General features: G+C 60.8%; 14 protein-coding genes and 1 tRNA gene. 5 read left to right on the forward strand and 10 right to left on the reverse strand.

Annotated elements, in window-relative coordinates:
* Positions 1-34: 34 nt before the first annotated feature.
* Both KPG71_RS02500 and KPG71_RS02505 read left to right on the forward strand, forming a co-directional pair.
* Positions 35-766, forward strand: coding sequence for a folate-binding protein YgfZ (locus KPG71_RS02500; RefSeq protein WP_216336528.1), 732 nt, complete (start codon positions 35-37; stop codon positions 764-766).
* Positions 763-1,563, forward strand: coding sequence for a fructosamine kinase family protein (locus tag KPG71_RS02505; protein WP_216336530.1), 801 nt, complete (start codon positions 763-765; stop codon positions 1,561-1,563). The genes KPG71_RS02500 and KPG71_RS02505 overlap by 4 nt, the downstream gene beginning before the upstream one ends.
* A 3-nt stretch (positions 1,564-1,566) precedes the next feature.
* Here the strand turns inward: KPG71_RS02505 and efp are convergent, their stop codons facing one another.
* Complete coding sequence (efp, locus tag KPG71_RS02510; RefSeq protein ID WP_073033284.1) at positions 1,567-2,130, reverse strand: elongation factor P; 564 nt, start codon at positions 2,128-2,130, stop codon at positions 1,567-1,569.
* A gap of 217 nt (positions 2,131-2,347) precedes the next feature.
* On the opposite strand from efp, the gene KPG71_RS02515 reads away from it, so the two are divergent.
* Entirely contained in the window at positions 2,348-2,668 is a 321-nt protein-coding gene (locus KPG71_RS02515; RefSeq protein WP_073033294.1) for a DUF6280 family protein, read from the forward strand.
* A 144-nt stretch (positions 2,669-2,812) separates the two neighbouring features.
* Positions 2,813-4,264, forward strand: a complete 1,452-nt coding sequence (locus tag KPG71_RS02520) for a cobyric acid synthase (protein ID WP_216336532.1) — start codon at positions 2,813-2,815, stop codon at positions 4,262-4,264.
* Here the strand turns inward: KPG71_RS02520 and KPG71_RS02525 are convergent.
* From KPG71_RS02525 to KPG71_RS02535, 3 genes are all read right to left on the reverse strand, one after another.
* Positions 4,261-5,193 carry a hypothetical protein gene (locus tag KPG71_RS02525; protein WP_216336534.1) on the reverse strand — a complete coding sequence of 311 codons (933 nt, stop codon included), beginning with the start codon at positions 5,191-5,193 and terminating at the stop codon, positions 4,261-4,263. The genes KPG71_RS02520 and KPG71_RS02525 overlap by 4 nt on opposite strands.
* Before the next feature lie 72 nt (positions 5,194-5,265).
* On the reverse strand, positions 5,266-6,639 hold the full coding sequence (locus tag KPG71_RS02530) for a TolC family outer membrane protein (RefSeq protein WP_216336535.1): 1,374 nt from the start codon (positions 6,637-6,639) through the stop codon (positions 5,266-5,268).
* An 86-nt stretch (positions 6,640-6,725) separates the two neighbouring features.
* Positions 6,726-7,379, reverse strand: coding sequence for a protein-L-isoaspartate O-methyltransferase (locus tag KPG71_RS02535; protein ID WP_216336538.1), 654 nt, complete (start codon positions 7,377-7,379; stop codon positions 6,726-6,728).
* A gap of 146 nt (positions 7,380-7,525) precedes the next feature.
* Between KPG71_RS02535 and KPG71_RS02540 the strand changes: the two genes are divergently transcribed.
* Positions 7,526-7,599, forward strand: a tRNA-Cys gene (locus KPG71_RS02540).
* 671 nt (positions 7,600-8,270) lie between these two features.
* On the opposite strand, the gene KPG71_RS02545 is transcribed toward KPG71_RS02540, so the two are convergent.
* The 6 genes from KPG71_RS02545 to KPG71_RS02570 form a co-directional block, all read right to left on the reverse strand.
* A complete protein-coding gene (locus KPG71_RS02545; protein WP_216336540.1) occupies positions 8,271-9,761 on the reverse strand; it encodes a TadE/TadG family type IV pilus assembly protein in 1,491 nt (496 codons plus the stop codon).
* Positions 9,761-10,153 (reverse strand): TadE/TadG family type IV pilus assembly protein, encoded by a 393-nt coding sequence (locus tag KPG71_RS02550; protein WP_216336541.1) that lies wholly within the window; start codon positions 10,151-10,153, stop codon positions 9,761-9,763. Before KPG71_RS02550 ends, KPG71_RS02545 begins: the two co-directional genes overlap by 1 nt.
* A gap of 983 nt (positions 10,154-11,136) precedes the next feature.
* A complete protein-coding gene (locus KPG71_RS02555) occupies positions 11,137-11,595 on the reverse strand; it encodes a GNAT family N-acetyltransferase (protein ID WP_216336543.1) in 459 nt (152 codons plus the stop codon).
* Between the two features lie 275 nt (positions 11,596-11,870).
* On the reverse strand, positions 11,871-12,287 hold the full coding sequence (locus KPG71_RS02560; protein ID WP_216336545.1) for a DUF4345 domain-containing protein: 417 nt from the start codon (positions 12,285-12,287) through the stop codon (positions 11,871-11,873).
* A gap of 25 nt (positions 12,288-12,312) precedes the next feature.
* Entirely contained in the window at positions 12,313-13,140 is an 828-nt protein-coding gene (locus KPG71_RS02565) for an NAD(P)H-binding protein (RefSeq protein WP_216336548.1), read from the reverse strand.
* A 108-nt stretch (positions 13,141-13,248) separates the two neighbouring features.
* Positions 13,249-14,253: an AraC family transcriptional regulator gene (locus KPG71_RS02570; RefSeq protein WP_216336550.1), complete on the reverse strand. Its 1,005-nt coding sequence runs from the start codon at positions 14,251-14,253 to the stop codon at positions 13,249-13,251.
* Positions 14,254-14,579: the final 326 nt, after the last annotated feature.

Below are 14,579 nucleotides of genomic sequence, written 5' to 3' on the forward strand. Positions count from 1 at the left end.
CTATATTACGAACCGAAGCGCGACGGGAGAGCCAATGACACGCAAGATCATCGAAATCGCCGGAACCGAGGCGCGCAGCTTTCTGCAGGGGCTGGTCACCAACGATATCGGCAAGCTGGATCAGGGGCTGGTTTATGCCGCCGTGTTGACGCCACAGGGCAAGTATCTGGCGGATTTCTTTTTGGTGCCGCGGGGCGATGCGATCCTGCTGGATGTCGATGCGTCGCTGGCGCAATCGTTGATGCAACGGCTGAGCATGTACAAGCTGCGTGCCGATGTCACCCTGTCGGAAACCGATCTGACCGTGCAGCGTGGGATCGGCCCCGCCCCCGCTGGCGCCATGCCGGACCCGCGCCATCCCGATCTGGGCTGGCGGCTCTATGGCGAGGAATCGGGCGATGACGGGACCGACTGGGACGCGATCCGCGTGGCCCATTGCATCCCCGAAACCGGGATCGAACTGACGCCCGACACCTTTATCCTGGAAGCCGGGTTCGACAGGCTGAACGGCGTCGATTTCCGCAAGGGCTGTTATGTGGGGCAGGAAGTGACCGCGCGGATGAAGCACAAGACCGAGCTGCGCAAGGGGCTGGTCACGGTGCAGATCGACGGCACGTCCCCTGTCGGCACCGAGATCACGGCGGATGGCAAGCCTGCGGGCACGCTGTTCACCCAGTCTGGCGGGCGGGCGATCGCCTATTTGCGGTTTGACCGTGCGAAAGGGCCGATGCAGGCCAACGGTGCGACAGTTACCTACGCCCCATGAGCCTTGAGGCGCGGATCGAGGCGGCGCTCGGCCAACCGGTACTGCGCATCCTGCCCGTTCATGGCGGCGATCTGTCCGATGTCCGGCGGGCCGATCTGGACGATGGCCGCAGCGTCATCGCCAAAGCCGGTCCGCACGTCGCCACCGAGGGGCGGATGCTGAGAGCCTTGCGCACGGCAGCGGCCCCTGTGCCCAAGCTTCTGCATGCCGAAGACGGGCTGATCGTTCTGCAATATCTCGAGGAAACCACACCGACCGGCACTGGCTGGGCCGATCTGGGCACTGCCCTGGGGGCGTTGCATGACAGACCGGGCGAGAGATATGGCTGGCCCGAGGATTATGCGTTCGGGGAGGCGCCCATTCCCAACGATGCCGCAGACGACTGGCCGACATTCTGGGCCGAACGCCGCCTTCTCGCCTTTGGCGATCACCTGCCTGCCGATCTCCGCCAGCGGATCAAGCGGCTGGCTGTCCGGTTGCCCAGGCACCTGCCCCACCAACCGCCGCCCGCCCTGCTGCATGGCGATCTCTGGGCCGGGAACGTGATGTTCACCGCCGCGCGGCCCTGTCTGATCGACCCGGCCTGTTATTACGGGGATGCCGAGGTGGACCTGGCCATGCTATCGCTTTTCGGCGCGCCTCCGGCAGAATTCCATGCCGCCTACGGCCCCCTTGCGCCCGGCCATAAAAAACGCCGGCCGCTGTATCAGCTTTGGCCGGCGTTGGTGCATCTTCGGCTGTTCGGGGCGGGCTATCGCAGCATGGTCAGCCGCCTTCTGGATACGCTTGGCGCCTGAGGGTCAGGCGCGTTCAGCGTAATCCATGGTTTCGGTGTTGACGATGATATCCTCGTCCTGCCCCACGAAGGGCGGCACCATGACCTTGATCCCGTTGTCCAGGATGGCGGGTTTGAAGCTGTTGGCAGCGGTCTGGCCTTTGACCACCGGCTCGGTTTCGACGACGCGGCAAGTCACTTTTTGCGGCAGGGTCGCGTTCAGGGCTTCGCTTTCGTAATATTCGATCTGAACGGTCATACCGTCCTGAAGGAACGGACGGCGCTCGCCAAGGATATCGGCGGGCAGTTCGATCTGTTCAAAGGTCTCGTTGTCCATGAACACCAGCATGCCGTCGGTTTCGTAAAGAAACTGCTGGTCTTTCTGTTCCAGGCGCACGCGTTCGACCTTGTCGGCGCTGCGGAAGCGTTCGTTCAGTTTCGAACCGTTGCGCAGGTTGCGCAGCTCGACCTGAGCGAATGCGCCGCCCTTGCCGGGCTTGACGTGATCGACCTTGACCGCGCTCCAGAGACCGCCGTTATGTTCCAGCACATTGCCCGGTCTGATTTCGTTTCCGTTGATCTTTGGCATAAGACAAAACCATGTCAAAAGGTTGATGAAGGATCACACACCCCTATATCTGGGGAGGCAATGGGTGGCAAGACGACGATATATCGTGCTGCATGTGCAGAAAGCTATGCGCCAAGAGCATAGAAGTTATGCATATTCGCTCTATCCGAATCGATCAAACTCCGCCATAACCATCGCCAAGCCAAAAAGACAAGACCAATAAAAACAAGGACGAAACATGACTGATTTCGTTGACGGCACGGCATTCAATGCCGAGCAGGGCAATCGTGCTCGCAAATTGTTTGCCGCTGTGGTTCTGGCAGCGCTGGACGATGCCATTGCCGATGACAAGAAATACGGAAACGGCCCCGAGCAAATCGCCCGGTGGGCCCGGTCCCGTGATGGCCGCGAAGTGCTGTCCTGCGCCGGAATCGACCCGAACGAGCGTGTCGTTTCGGGCCTGATGGAATTCGTCGGCAAGGGTGTGCGCACGTCGGTCGCCCTGTCGCGCGAAGAAAGCGAACGCCGCAATGCTGCCGCACAGGCCGAAGCCGCCTGATCCAATCGCCTTGCAAGGCTGAACAAGCCCCGCCACGATGGCGGGGCTTTTCTTTTCCGCCCTGCCACCCCGAGGCGCAACAAGCCTTCCCTCATGCCGGTTCGGGCGATATGAGCGCATTGAACCAATCGAGCGGGGCGGCGCATGGCCAAGGCGATCATGATTCAGGGCGCGGGCTCGAACGTGGGCAAGTCGATGCTGGTGGCGGGGCTCGCACGTGCCTTTGCCAATCGTGGCCTGTCGGTCGCTCCGTTCAAACCGCAAAACATGTCGAACAATGCCGCCGTGACGCAGGACGGGGGCGAAATCGGCCGTGCGCAGGCGCTTCAGGCCCTCGCATCCCGCCGCGCCCCGGTGACCGATATGAATCCGGTGCTTCTGAAGCCCGAAACAGAGACAGGCGCGCAGATTGTCGTGCAGGGGCGGCGGGTGGCGACGCTGCGTGCGCGCGACTATTCGTCAACCAAACCCAGCCTGATGCCCCCGGTTCTGGAAAGTTTCCAGCGGCTTAGTGCAACTGCCGATCTGGTGCTGGTCGAGGGCGCGGGCAGCCCTGCCGAGATCAACCTGCGCAGGAATGACATCGCGAACATGGGGTTTGCGCAGGCGGCTGGTGTGCCGGTGGTGCTGATCGGCGATATCGACCGGGGCGGCGTCATTGCCCAGATCGTCGGCACGCAGGCCGTCCTGACACCCGAGGACGCCTCGCAGATCAAGGCCTTCGCGATCAACAAGTTTCGCGGCGATGTGCGCCTGTTCGACGATGGGCTGAACGAGATCGTGCAGCGCACCGGCTGGCCTTCGCTTGGGGTTTTGCCGTGGTTCGACGGGGCGTGGCGTCTGCCCGCCGAGGATGTCATGGACATTGCATCGACACGGGGCGGAACCTTCAGGGTGGCCGTTCCCCGGCTGGGGCGCATCGCAAATTTCGATGATCTCGACCCGCTGTCCTCGGAACCCGATGTCAGTGTCGAGATCATCGAACCGGGCCGCCCCCTGCCCGGCGATGCCGATCTGGTGCTGATTCCCGGCAGCAAATCCACCATCGCCGATCTGGCTTTTTTCAGGGCGCAAGGCTGGGATATCGACCTGCACGCCCACATCCGGCGCGGCGGTCATGTTCTGGGCATCTGCGGCGGCTATCAGATGCTGGGCCGCGAAATCGCGGACCCCGACGGCATCGAGGGGGCTGCGGCCACCGTTCCCGGCCTGGGACATCTGGATGTCGTCACCGTCATGAAGCCCGAGAAGCGCCTGGCCCTGACCGAGGCCACATACCGCCCCACCGGCGATCACGTTCGTGGATACGAAATCCATCTGGGCGAAACCTCGGGCCCGGATTGCGAGCGCGCCTGGCTGGATATCGCGGACCGGGCCGAAGGCGCGGCCTCGGTTTCGGGGCGGGTACGCGGCTGTTACCTGCATGGGCTGTTCAGTTCGGACAGGTTTCGCGCGGCATTCCTGAACGATCTGGGAGGGACATCCACATTGACATATGACAGTGACGTGGACATGACGCTGGATGCCCTGGGCCGTCATGTGGAAACCCATCTGGATCTCGATCTGCTGCTAAGTCTGGCCCGGGCTGTCCGTTAGTCCAGTTCATGGCTGCTGAGGGCGCGATGGATTTCGCGACGCACAAGCTTGCGTACATTGCGGGTGATCCGCTCGCCCAAGGCGCCTTGCAATTCCTGACGGACAATTTCGCTGACCATGTCGCGCAGGGCTTCTTCGTCCAGATAGGCATCGGCGCGCTCGTCCTGCCAAAGCGGCGTATCGTCGTCCTGAGCGGCCCGTGACACCATATCGTCTTCGGCATGATCCGGGCGTTCCGGTTCGGAGTCATCCTGCGGTTCTTCGGGACCGGTCACCTCGGGCTCGGCCGTCGCTTCAGCTTCAGCCTCCTCCGAAGGTTCGGAGTCGGAGTCGTCCTCTTCTTCAGCGGGCTCAGGAGCATAATCTTCCCACGCCATGGGCGAGACGGCACTGCCCGAATACTCATCGCCCGAGTCGCCATCCGGCTCCCACTGATCATCGCGGGCGGCGACTGCAGCCTCGACCTCGGCGATGCGGTCTTCCAGCGCAGCAGAGGCGGGTTCGTCATCCGTGTCGGCAACGGCGTCGTCTTGCGTGATGTCGTCCCCCACCTCGGCCAGTTGATCCGGATCGGCAGACACCTCGTCGTCAGCGCGTTGCGACGTGTCGTCGTCGTGACCGGACTCATCCCCGTCATCGGGCGCATCCTCATCATGCGCGTTGTGGCGGAACTGCCAGACCTCTTCGGCAACCAGCACATCGGTCCCGGCAGGGTCCGATTCGCCGGCCTCCTCTGCGGCTTCGTCGTCATCGGTGTGATCGACCCGCAAGGACGGTGTCAGAACCAGACGGCGCTCGGTATCGGTTGTGTCCGTCTGGGTTTCCTGCGCATCCGTAGTCCCCTCATCGCTGCGGTCGGCTGTCGAAACCAACCGGCGAATAGATGACAGGACATCCTCGATTTCTGCATTGCTGACGGGGTCAGACATGTTTTCGCACCACTCTTGCCTCGCCCCAGTGTAGCCCCGAGGACAAATCCGCACAACAGATCAGGGCGTATTTTAGTTTTCGCCCAACGCGCGCAGAACCCGGTCCAGCTTGCGGCCTTGCGGGCTGATATCCGCGGGAGCCGATTTCACCATGTTGTAGTAAGCCGCCGGATCGTATGTCTGAACCGCAAGGTTCATGTCCTTGGCCGTCAATTGCCCCATGGCCGCCAGAACAGAGTAGGCCGCGGTATAAACGTCGATCTCGGCCGAGATCAGATTGGCCCGCGCATTCAGCAATTCCTGTTCGGCGTTCAACACGTCAAGCGTTGTACGGGCGCCAAGCGTCGCTTCTTCGCGGACCCCGCGAAACGCCACGGTTGCCGCTCGTACCTGTTCGGTGCTGGATGCGCGCCCCGCCCGCGCGGCCCGCAGATTGGCATAGGCATTCCCGACGTCCTGCTGGACGCGGAACTGCGTGACATGCAACGCCCCCCGGTTGGCATCGCGCCGGGCCATCGCCTGCCGGCGCAGCGCGCTCAGACGACCGCCTTGGTAAATCGGACCACTCACGCCCACGCCGACGCTGCCCGTCCGGGTGTAGTTGGAATCACCGACTTCTTCGCTCAGCCCGGCGCGCGCCGTGAGACTTACCGAAGGCCGCATCGCGGCAGCGGCGGCCTCGATGGTCAACTCCGCGGCGGCGACATCGTGCTGGACCTTCAGGACATCGGGGTGATTGCGTGCCGCGACCAACTTGGACTGGTCGATGTCACCGCCGAGAATCGGCAGTGCCCCCGGAGCCTGCAGATCACCAGGCCTGCGCCCGACAGCCGCCACGTATTCCTCGATCGCCTGCGCCAGATCGCCCTGCGCCGCCGCCAGCCCGCTACGGGCCGAAGCCAGGCGCGCCTCGGCTTGCGCCACGTCAGTGCGCGTCACTTCGCCGACCTCGAAACGGTCGCGTGCCGCACGCAATTCCTGCTCCAGCAAACGAAGGTTGTTCTGGCGTAGCGAAACAAACGCGTTGTTCCGGCGCACATTCATGTAGGCGAAGACGCCGCGCAACAGAACCTGCTGCTCTATGCTGCGCAAGGTCTGGCGTGTGGCCAGCACGGTCTCCTTGGCGGCCTCGATCTGGAAGCCCGTGCGACCGAAATCATAAAGCAACCAGTCCGCCGTGATGCCAAGCGACGCGTTGGTTTGCGCAATCGGCTGGCGGTTGCCCGAAACCTTGCTACGACCGAAATCGCGCGTCACATCGACCGACCAGTTGATGATCGGGCGCAGTTGCGACAGCGTGACAGCCACATCTTCGTCCGCCGCACGCAAAAGCGCGCGATTCTGCTCGAGCAGGCCGCTGTTCTGATAGGTGCTGACCAGGGTATCGGCCAGGGTTTCCGACCAGGCCACAACCGGCGCGGCGAAGCTTACTGCCACCGCAAGCACGGGGCCCACTATTCTTCTTACAGTCGCGTGCCTCAATGTATTCTCCTGACGATCAAACCTGTCACACCCCTGCCCGGGACCGCGGCCTAGAGAGTGAATGCCGCGTGGCGTTCAAACCCCGGCAAAACCGGCGCGCCCGCGTTGAACGAAAAGCGCCATGTCATTTCTCCGTCGATCTTGTATCCGATGCGAACCACACCCAGGGCCCCTTCCATGAAAAGACAGGCGATACGACCGCCGTCTTTCAACTGGTCGAGCAATGCATCGGGCAGATGCTCGACCGCGCCCTGCAATACGATCACGTCATAGGGCCCGTGTTCAGCCGCCCCCTGACCGAGCGGTCCCTCGTGCAGCACGACATTGTCGGCCCCGTTTTCCGCCAGCAGGCCCTGTGCCTCGCCGGCCATGTCGGCGTTTTCTTCCACGGCGACGACCGCCTCGGCCATCCGGGCCATGACAGCAGAGGAATATCCAAGAGCGCAGCCGATATCCAGAACCAGCTCATCGCCCTGGATGTCCAGCGCATCCAGCATCTTGGCCAGTGTGCGCGGTTCGATCACCACACGCCCGCCGCCCAGATCGATATTCTCACCGATATAGGCCGCCTCGCGCAGATTGCGCGGCACGAAAGCCTCGCGCGGGACCGACATCATCGCGTCGATGATCGGAAACTTGGTTACGTCGGATGGGCGGACCTGGGTATCGACCATAACGGTGCGCCGCGCGGAATAGTCAGTCATCGGCAAGGCTCTTGTCTTTTTGAAATTTCAGGGAACATTTTGGCACATCCTCTGACGGTGAACAACGCAAATACGTGCCGACATTCCGCAATGCGGCTCTTGCACAGCGCGCAGCGATCGGATAACCGACATGAACCACCCAAGACGGCGAGTTGGCGGAGTGGTGACGCAGCGGATTGCAAATCCGTGTACACCGGTTCGATTCCGGTACTCGCCTCCATTTACTTTCAGTAACTTAGCCAAACCAAGCAGTTACGCGGCACCTGCCGTTTACAGGTGCGTTTACAGTTTTGTTCACGATCTACTCTTTTTAGACTGCGCCAACTTGACCAAAACACTGTGCGTTTAGGCAGGGGATACCTGCGCATAATGCTCGATCACGTTGGCTGCATGTCGTAGCGACCAGCCCATGTGATTGGCAATCTCAGACAGGCTCAATCCGGCGTTCAGCATTCGCGTAGCCGCTGTCCCTCTACAGTCCTGCAAACGCAGTTCACGGCTAAGACCGGCTTTGTCCCGCCACTGCCTCAAACCTTCGGACGCCCGATGTTCGGTATTCCATATCGAGGGCGCCAGGCGCTTGCGGACTTTTCCGGCTGTCGCTTTCTGCACTCGCAACACGTTGTTTTTCAACAGGACCGGCGGTTCCCGGTCATTCGCTGCGCTGCTCGCGAATGACAGAAATGCGCAAAGAAAGCGCCGTTTGTAAACTCTGCCTTCCGAGGGGTCTGGGCGAGATTTCAAGCTGCGACGAGCACACCAAAGCGGGCGCTCTACTGCCGCCCGGAAAGAGGCCGAAAAGCGCTGTCAGTCGGGCGCGCCGCGATGTCCGGGAAAGTCATGAAAAAGGGCCTCGCGGGCCCTTTCGTCGTGTTGTTCATGTCCTGCAAATCAATTCGTGTTGAAGGAATCCTGAAGCGGGAACACATGTCGGATCACCTTCAGCGCTGGCATCAGCCCACTCGGCGGGTTAGCGCATGGATGGAATTCATGATTGGCCGCGATCTTGATTTCGCCGGACGAGTGAAAGCTGACTCCATTGTGGCTGCTCGTGGTAGAATTGCTTTTGGCTGCAAGGTGAATATCGCCGTCCACCACGAAAGCGACATTCGATCCGGCGAAGTCAGACGGGACGTCCATATCGGATTTACCCATGATCGTGCTTTGAAGATCGGGGTCGCACATCGAGTTTGCAACTCCAACGGACGCTCCCTGCGTGGCGGTGATGCTGGCGCTGTTGCTGATCTTGTCTGACAACAGCATCGACGATTGAACCGTCGCGTCGGATGCGAAATCAATGGCGCAATCCGTGATGATCGCGACGCTGTCCAGATTGGCCGTTCCGTCGCTGATCTTCAGTGGCTGGTTCTTTCCGTTACAGGATACGTCATAGGTCAGTCCGCTCGGGACTGCCTCCAAGGCTTCGAAATCCGCTTTATCGATCTCGACCGTGTCACCAGCCTTCAGCGTCCCGGTATTGATGCCGACGGCATCAAGTTCAGGCAGGTCGGCATAGCCCAGTGACTTTCCGTTGAAGAATTCGTCCCTGATGGATGTATCTCCGGTCCCTCGAAAAGCGGCCTCGATCTTGTCGATATGCTCGCCCAGGTCCTCCATGATCAGGTTCTGTTCGAAGGCGGCTTCGGATGCGCCGTCATTGGCATCGTCCACGCATTTATTCTTGCAGTCGTTGAGATCCTGCATGCTGACACCCGAACCGGATTCGAACGTATTATTCTGTGGCATCCAGACGGCGCTTTGACCGTGCAGGCAATAACCTGCCCCGAAAAAGCTTGAAGATGTCAAGTTGACTTCGCCCTTGGCATAGAGGCCGTCCGAGCTGCTGCACCTGCGGGTCTTGACGAAGGCAGCAACTCCGCGAGCCTCGACGTTCCATTCCGACAGGCTGGTTTTAGGTCCGGGCTTCATCAGGTCCGCGATGCGTAACAGGTAAGTCGGAACCGGATTGTTCGTGCTCTCGCTACGGCGCAGAGTGACCGCCACGGCATTCACCTTACCCGATGTGCTGGCCTTGTTGGTGACTGGATCATAGTGCAGCAGTTGCACGTCTTTGGACTGATCTTCGAAAAGCTCGCCATAGTAGTATTTCGGCATGTTGAAACCGACCGAGGAAACAGCGGCGGCGTGGGCGTCTGCAGTGGTGTTGCCCTTCGCCAGTTCAACGGCGCCGGAATGCGCAGCGACATCCGAGGTCTGTTGCAGCAGTTGATGGTGTCGCCAGACATTGGATGTATCCACAGCAACGCCCCCGATTATCAGCACCATGATGATCAGGAAGACGCTTAGAACCGAGCCGACACCGGATTCGTCCTGATGGAAGCGGGTGAGCAGGGTCGTGTCGTTCGTCTTTCGCGCTGTCATCAGATCGGCTCCAGACTTTGGGTGATTGCCGCAGTTACGTCCAGGTCGTCCGCAAAACCGAAGGCATCAAACAGCAAAACCGAGTTCGCTGGAGCTTTCAGGCTCACGCTGACGGTTTCGGCGCGGATAGTGATTTCGGCAATCGGGCTGCCGAAATAGCTTCCGGCACGTGCAACGGCGTAGGCTTGGGCGTCGGGTGTATCCATTGCGTGCCGTGCGACAAGCCTCGCGGTATCGCGTGCGACCCCCCAGTAGTGCGATTGCGTCATGAACAGGATGCTGAAATCGATAGCCGCAATCAGAATGAACATCATGAACGGAGTCCAGATCGCGAATTCGACTGAAACGGTGCCGTCGGACTTCTCCCGAAACTTGTGCAGGCGGGTTCTCAACTTTGTCATCAGGGGCATAAGCCTGACCTCTCATTTGGCGTATCCGTCACCGGGATGGCTGATGAAAAATCTGTTGACACGTGCATCCTGTTTAGTTTTCAGGAAAAAAAGCAGCGCCACCTCAATCGTAAGGGCGAGGCACCGGGCCTCTGAGAATTAACCCGCCGACGGTGCGAAGCAAAAGTGACGAAAAGATGGCGCCTTTATGGTTTGTTAACCAAATTTTAAGATTTTAGGCAGGAATTTCCCGTATAACGGGATGTCAATAACCGACGATTCATTCGCACGGTGCCTCCGCGCGGTGCAGGCGGTCATTGATCGCAAGGCCCAGCCGGTTTGCAGGATCGGGCGGACGGCTGTGAGGCATTAAAAGACCTTGGCGGCGGTGTTTGCGAGGTGAAGCGAATGTTCGCAGCACCGGCATTTCACGGCAAGGGTTTTGGATATTTGCTGGGCGAGCCATCGTCGCCGAAGCGCGGGACACCGGATTTAAGGTTATGCGCCTGGCCACAGGACCAAAGCAGCGCGAGGCGCAGGGGCACTACTGGCGGCTGGGATTGCAGGCGATGGAACCATACTACGATTTGGATAAAAAGATGCGGGAATAGTTGGAGTTTATGGGATTGGACCTGAACCAAAGCCGGTCGCCTGATTGAGCTAGAGTGTGGCTCCACGCTTGCTAGATTTGAAACCGACGATCGCTCGGTTTCGCACAGTGAGAATTCGAGCACACTCTGAATTTGCGCTTGCAGAAAATGGCAGCAATGCGGACTGCGACTGCAGCATCGAAGCGAGGGGCTGAGAGTCCAGTGGGGGCCGTTCAAAGCCGCGTGCTGCCATAGCGGCGCAACGGCCCATAGCTTACTTTTGTGCGGCCAACGCAATGCTGCGCTGTGGCCCACCAGACCGGACGTTCACCCTGGGATCGGCATCCTCACCGCATCTGCGAATGTCCCTGCGTAACGGCGCTGAACTGCCCTTTCTCAGATTTTCAACTTGTATCCGATATGGGTCGGTTCAAAACCCAGACGGTCATAAAAGCGATGGGCGTCTGACCGGGCCTTGTCCGTGGTAAGCTGAATCAACGAACACCCGTTTGCTCGGCATTCTCTGATCGCCCATGCAAACATCGCTTCACCAAGCTTGCCGCCCCGGCGATCGCTCGCGATCCGCACCGCCTCGATCTGTCCTCGCTTGGTTCCATTGCGAGAGAGACCCGGAATGAAGGTGAGATGCAAGGTTCCGACAATCTGCTGCCCGTCCTCGACCACACAAAGAAACTGGTTCGGGTCGGCATCAATCTCCGCAAATGCAGCCCGGTAGCAATCATCTACGGCTGGTGAAGCGTTTTCCCGCGACGCACCGAGCACGTCATCGGCCAGCATTGTGACAATCGCCCTAAGATCCGCTGTGGTCGCCCGGCGGAAACGTGGTTCATCCATGAGCATTGCTCCCTCTCGCTCCATTACCGACCGCTTCCATGGGAGCTGTGGTTGTAAACGAACATGTCGGCGGACAGGGGTCAACTTCACTTCGTTACGCCCTGATGCGGTTCGGTTTTTCAAGCCGCCTGCTCCTGAGACTGCGCGGCCCAGATGAGCGAGAACAGTAGCAGCGCTGCAGACAGTCCGCAGGCGACGGTGCGGACGGCCTCCCTGGATTGGGGCGGTGGCAGGACATTCTGGGCCGTGCCGCCGCAGCAGGCTCAGTTCGCGGGCTACACCGCGGAGAGGCGGGGCGCAGGCTGCAAGAGTCGTCGGCGGAAGGCGGCGAGGCAAAGTACAGCGATGATCAGTTCGACGACGAGGGCACCGATGACGCTCTCGGACGGCGCTCCGTCCACTGCAAGCCCGACCAGCCGCCCGACCGGAAAGGCGATGAAGACCGTCAGGGCCACCGCCATGGCGACGGGCAGGACCGCGTGGCGCTGGATACCGAGTAGCATCAGAATGCCGAAACCAGCGAGACCGGCGCCGGGTGCGCGCAATTCGCTCAGCAGGTTGGCGTCTTCGCCGAGCGTGATGCCGTAGCTGGCGTAGAAGGCGTGCGGCGCGAACAGGATGAAAGCGCCGATGGTGAGCGATGTGAGGCCAGAGAGACCGAGCGCGATCTTCTCGATTAGGGTGGGTTTCATGTCATTTCCCTTTTCTGAGTTGGTTTCAGGCGGCACTTGTCCAGGCGCCAGTTCGGGCGGCGGCCTGGGCGAAGTCCGCAAAGTCACGGGGGCCGCGACCGAGCGCGCGCATCACACCGTCCGTGATGTGGGCGTTGCGCCCATCCAGGGTTTCGCGCGCGATGGCGGTGAATACGTCGGCGACGAAGGCGCCGCCAGCCTGGGCGATGTTCGCGTGAAACTCTTCGAAGCTGATCGGGATATGCCGGATCTCGCGCCCGGTGGCCCGCGAGAGTTCGGTCGACATTTCAGCGAAGGTCATTAACCGTGGGCCCGACACCTCGTAGAGCTCTCCCTTGTGGCCCTCTTCGGTCAGCGCCGTGACAACCACTTCAGCAATGTCATTGATGTCGATAATGGGTTCGGCGACATCGCCGCCAGGCATCGGAAGGATGCCAGCGAGGACCGGATCGCGAAGGTAGCCTTCGGAGAAGTTCTGAGCGAACCAGGCGGCCCGGACGATCGTGAAGTCGACGCCGGAATTGTGCACAACCTCTTCGCCCACCTTCGCGTGGTGTTCGCCGCGGCCGGAGAGCAGCACAAGATGCTCGACGTCCATGTCGCGGGCCGTCTCGCATAGAGACTCAAGCTTTTCCACGGCACCTGGAAAGGCGAGGTCGGGAAAGTAGGTGACATAGGCCGCGCGGGCCCCGCGCAGGGCCGGTCCCCAAGTCTCCGGCGCGTCCCAGTCGAAGGGCGTTGCAGAGTTGCGCGAGCCTTGGCGCACGGGAACGCCCCTCGCCTCGAGGCGGCTGGCGACGCGGCGGCCGGTCTTGCCGGTCGCGCCGATGACGAGAATCTCTTGGTCTTTCATAGGGTATCTCCTTGGCTTTGGTATTGGTAACCAAGGGATAAGCGCGTGAATACTCTGCGGTATTGACCGATGATGCCAGCCTTTTGACCGTCGTCGCCAATGCGCCCGTCAGCGGTGGGAGATATCCTTGCGGTAGGTGGCGGGGGTCGTGCCAACCCAGCGTTTGAAGGCGCGGGTAAAGGCGCTCTGCTCGGAGAAACCGGTGAGAAACGCGATTTCGGCCAGTGAATGGCTCTCGTCTCGCAATAGCCCTTCGGCGAGGTCGCGGCGGGTTTCTTCGGTCAGTGCCTGAAAGTTTATTCCGTATTCGGAGAGGCGCCTGTGGAAGGACCGCACGCTGAGCCCAAGGATGCGGGCTATCTTGGCCATTTTCGGTGCCCCTTCACTGAGAGCCTGAGCGATGGCGGCTTTCGCCTGCCTGATAAGCGCGGGCTCTTGGGTGATCTCGGCCATTTCCGCATCGAGATGCGTGGTGAGGTATTGCGAGATTCCCTTGTCCCCGAGGATGTTGGATCGGGCCAGTGTCTCGTCTGAATAGAGGATCGCGTCGAGTTCGGCTTCGAAGCGCACCGGGCAGCCGAACCACTCCTCGTGCGCAGCGATCGTGCGCGGGGCGGGATGCCGGACCAGAACTTCCATAGGCGTGAGCGGCACCGGGCAGACCTGCCTTGCGATAGATACGGCGCTCGCAAGGGTCGCCTCGTTCGACAGCCGCATCCCAAGACGCCGTTCGCCCGTCCGATGCAGGATGAAGAGTGTGCCCCCAGTCGCCGGCCTCAGCTCGTATTCGACGACGCTGGTCCACAGGCGCGCATAGCGTTCCACCCGCGCGTAGGACGCCCGAAGCGTAGTTGCGGCCTTGAAGGCCAGCCCAAGCGCACCGTATTGGTCAAGCTGCATGGAGGCACCTGTGCGCACTGGCAGGTCGGTCACGTCAATCTGATCCGCGATTCTTTCGAGCATGTCGTAGTAGTGCTCGGCTGGAATCATCTGCCTGGGGTTCCAAGGGCCGTCGGGGTCGATCCCGACTGAAGACAACACCTCTGCAGTATTGACCCCGCTGCCCGCCGCAGCGACCACCTTGCGAGCGAAGAGTGACGTCACATATCCCATGCCCCGCATCCTAAGGTGCGGATGGTGAGCAGCCAAGCTCATGGTGGATCCGAGCGCGAAGCGGATTGGATATTCGCCGGCTGAGTTCTCTCGAAGACGCGAGAAGATGGCAGACACCAGCCATCTGGGTCGCCGTTGGAAAGCAGGTCAGTTGGCGAGGCAATCGCGCAGGAGTCGGCCGCCTTTCCGACTATAAGTCGGTGTCAGACGATCAACAGATGGATGCAGTAGTCGTTCGCGCAAACTGTAGCGAAAGCCCAAAAGGCAACAAACAAATTGCGGGACTAGCCCGCTGCTCTCGTTCCTCGCGTGAGGTCTGCAACCCC

Source organism: Roseovarius sp. PS-C2 (genome assembly GCF_018862045.1).
Lineage (GTDB): Bacteria > Pseudomonadota > Alphaproteobacteria > Rhodobacterales > Rhodobacteraceae > Roseovarius.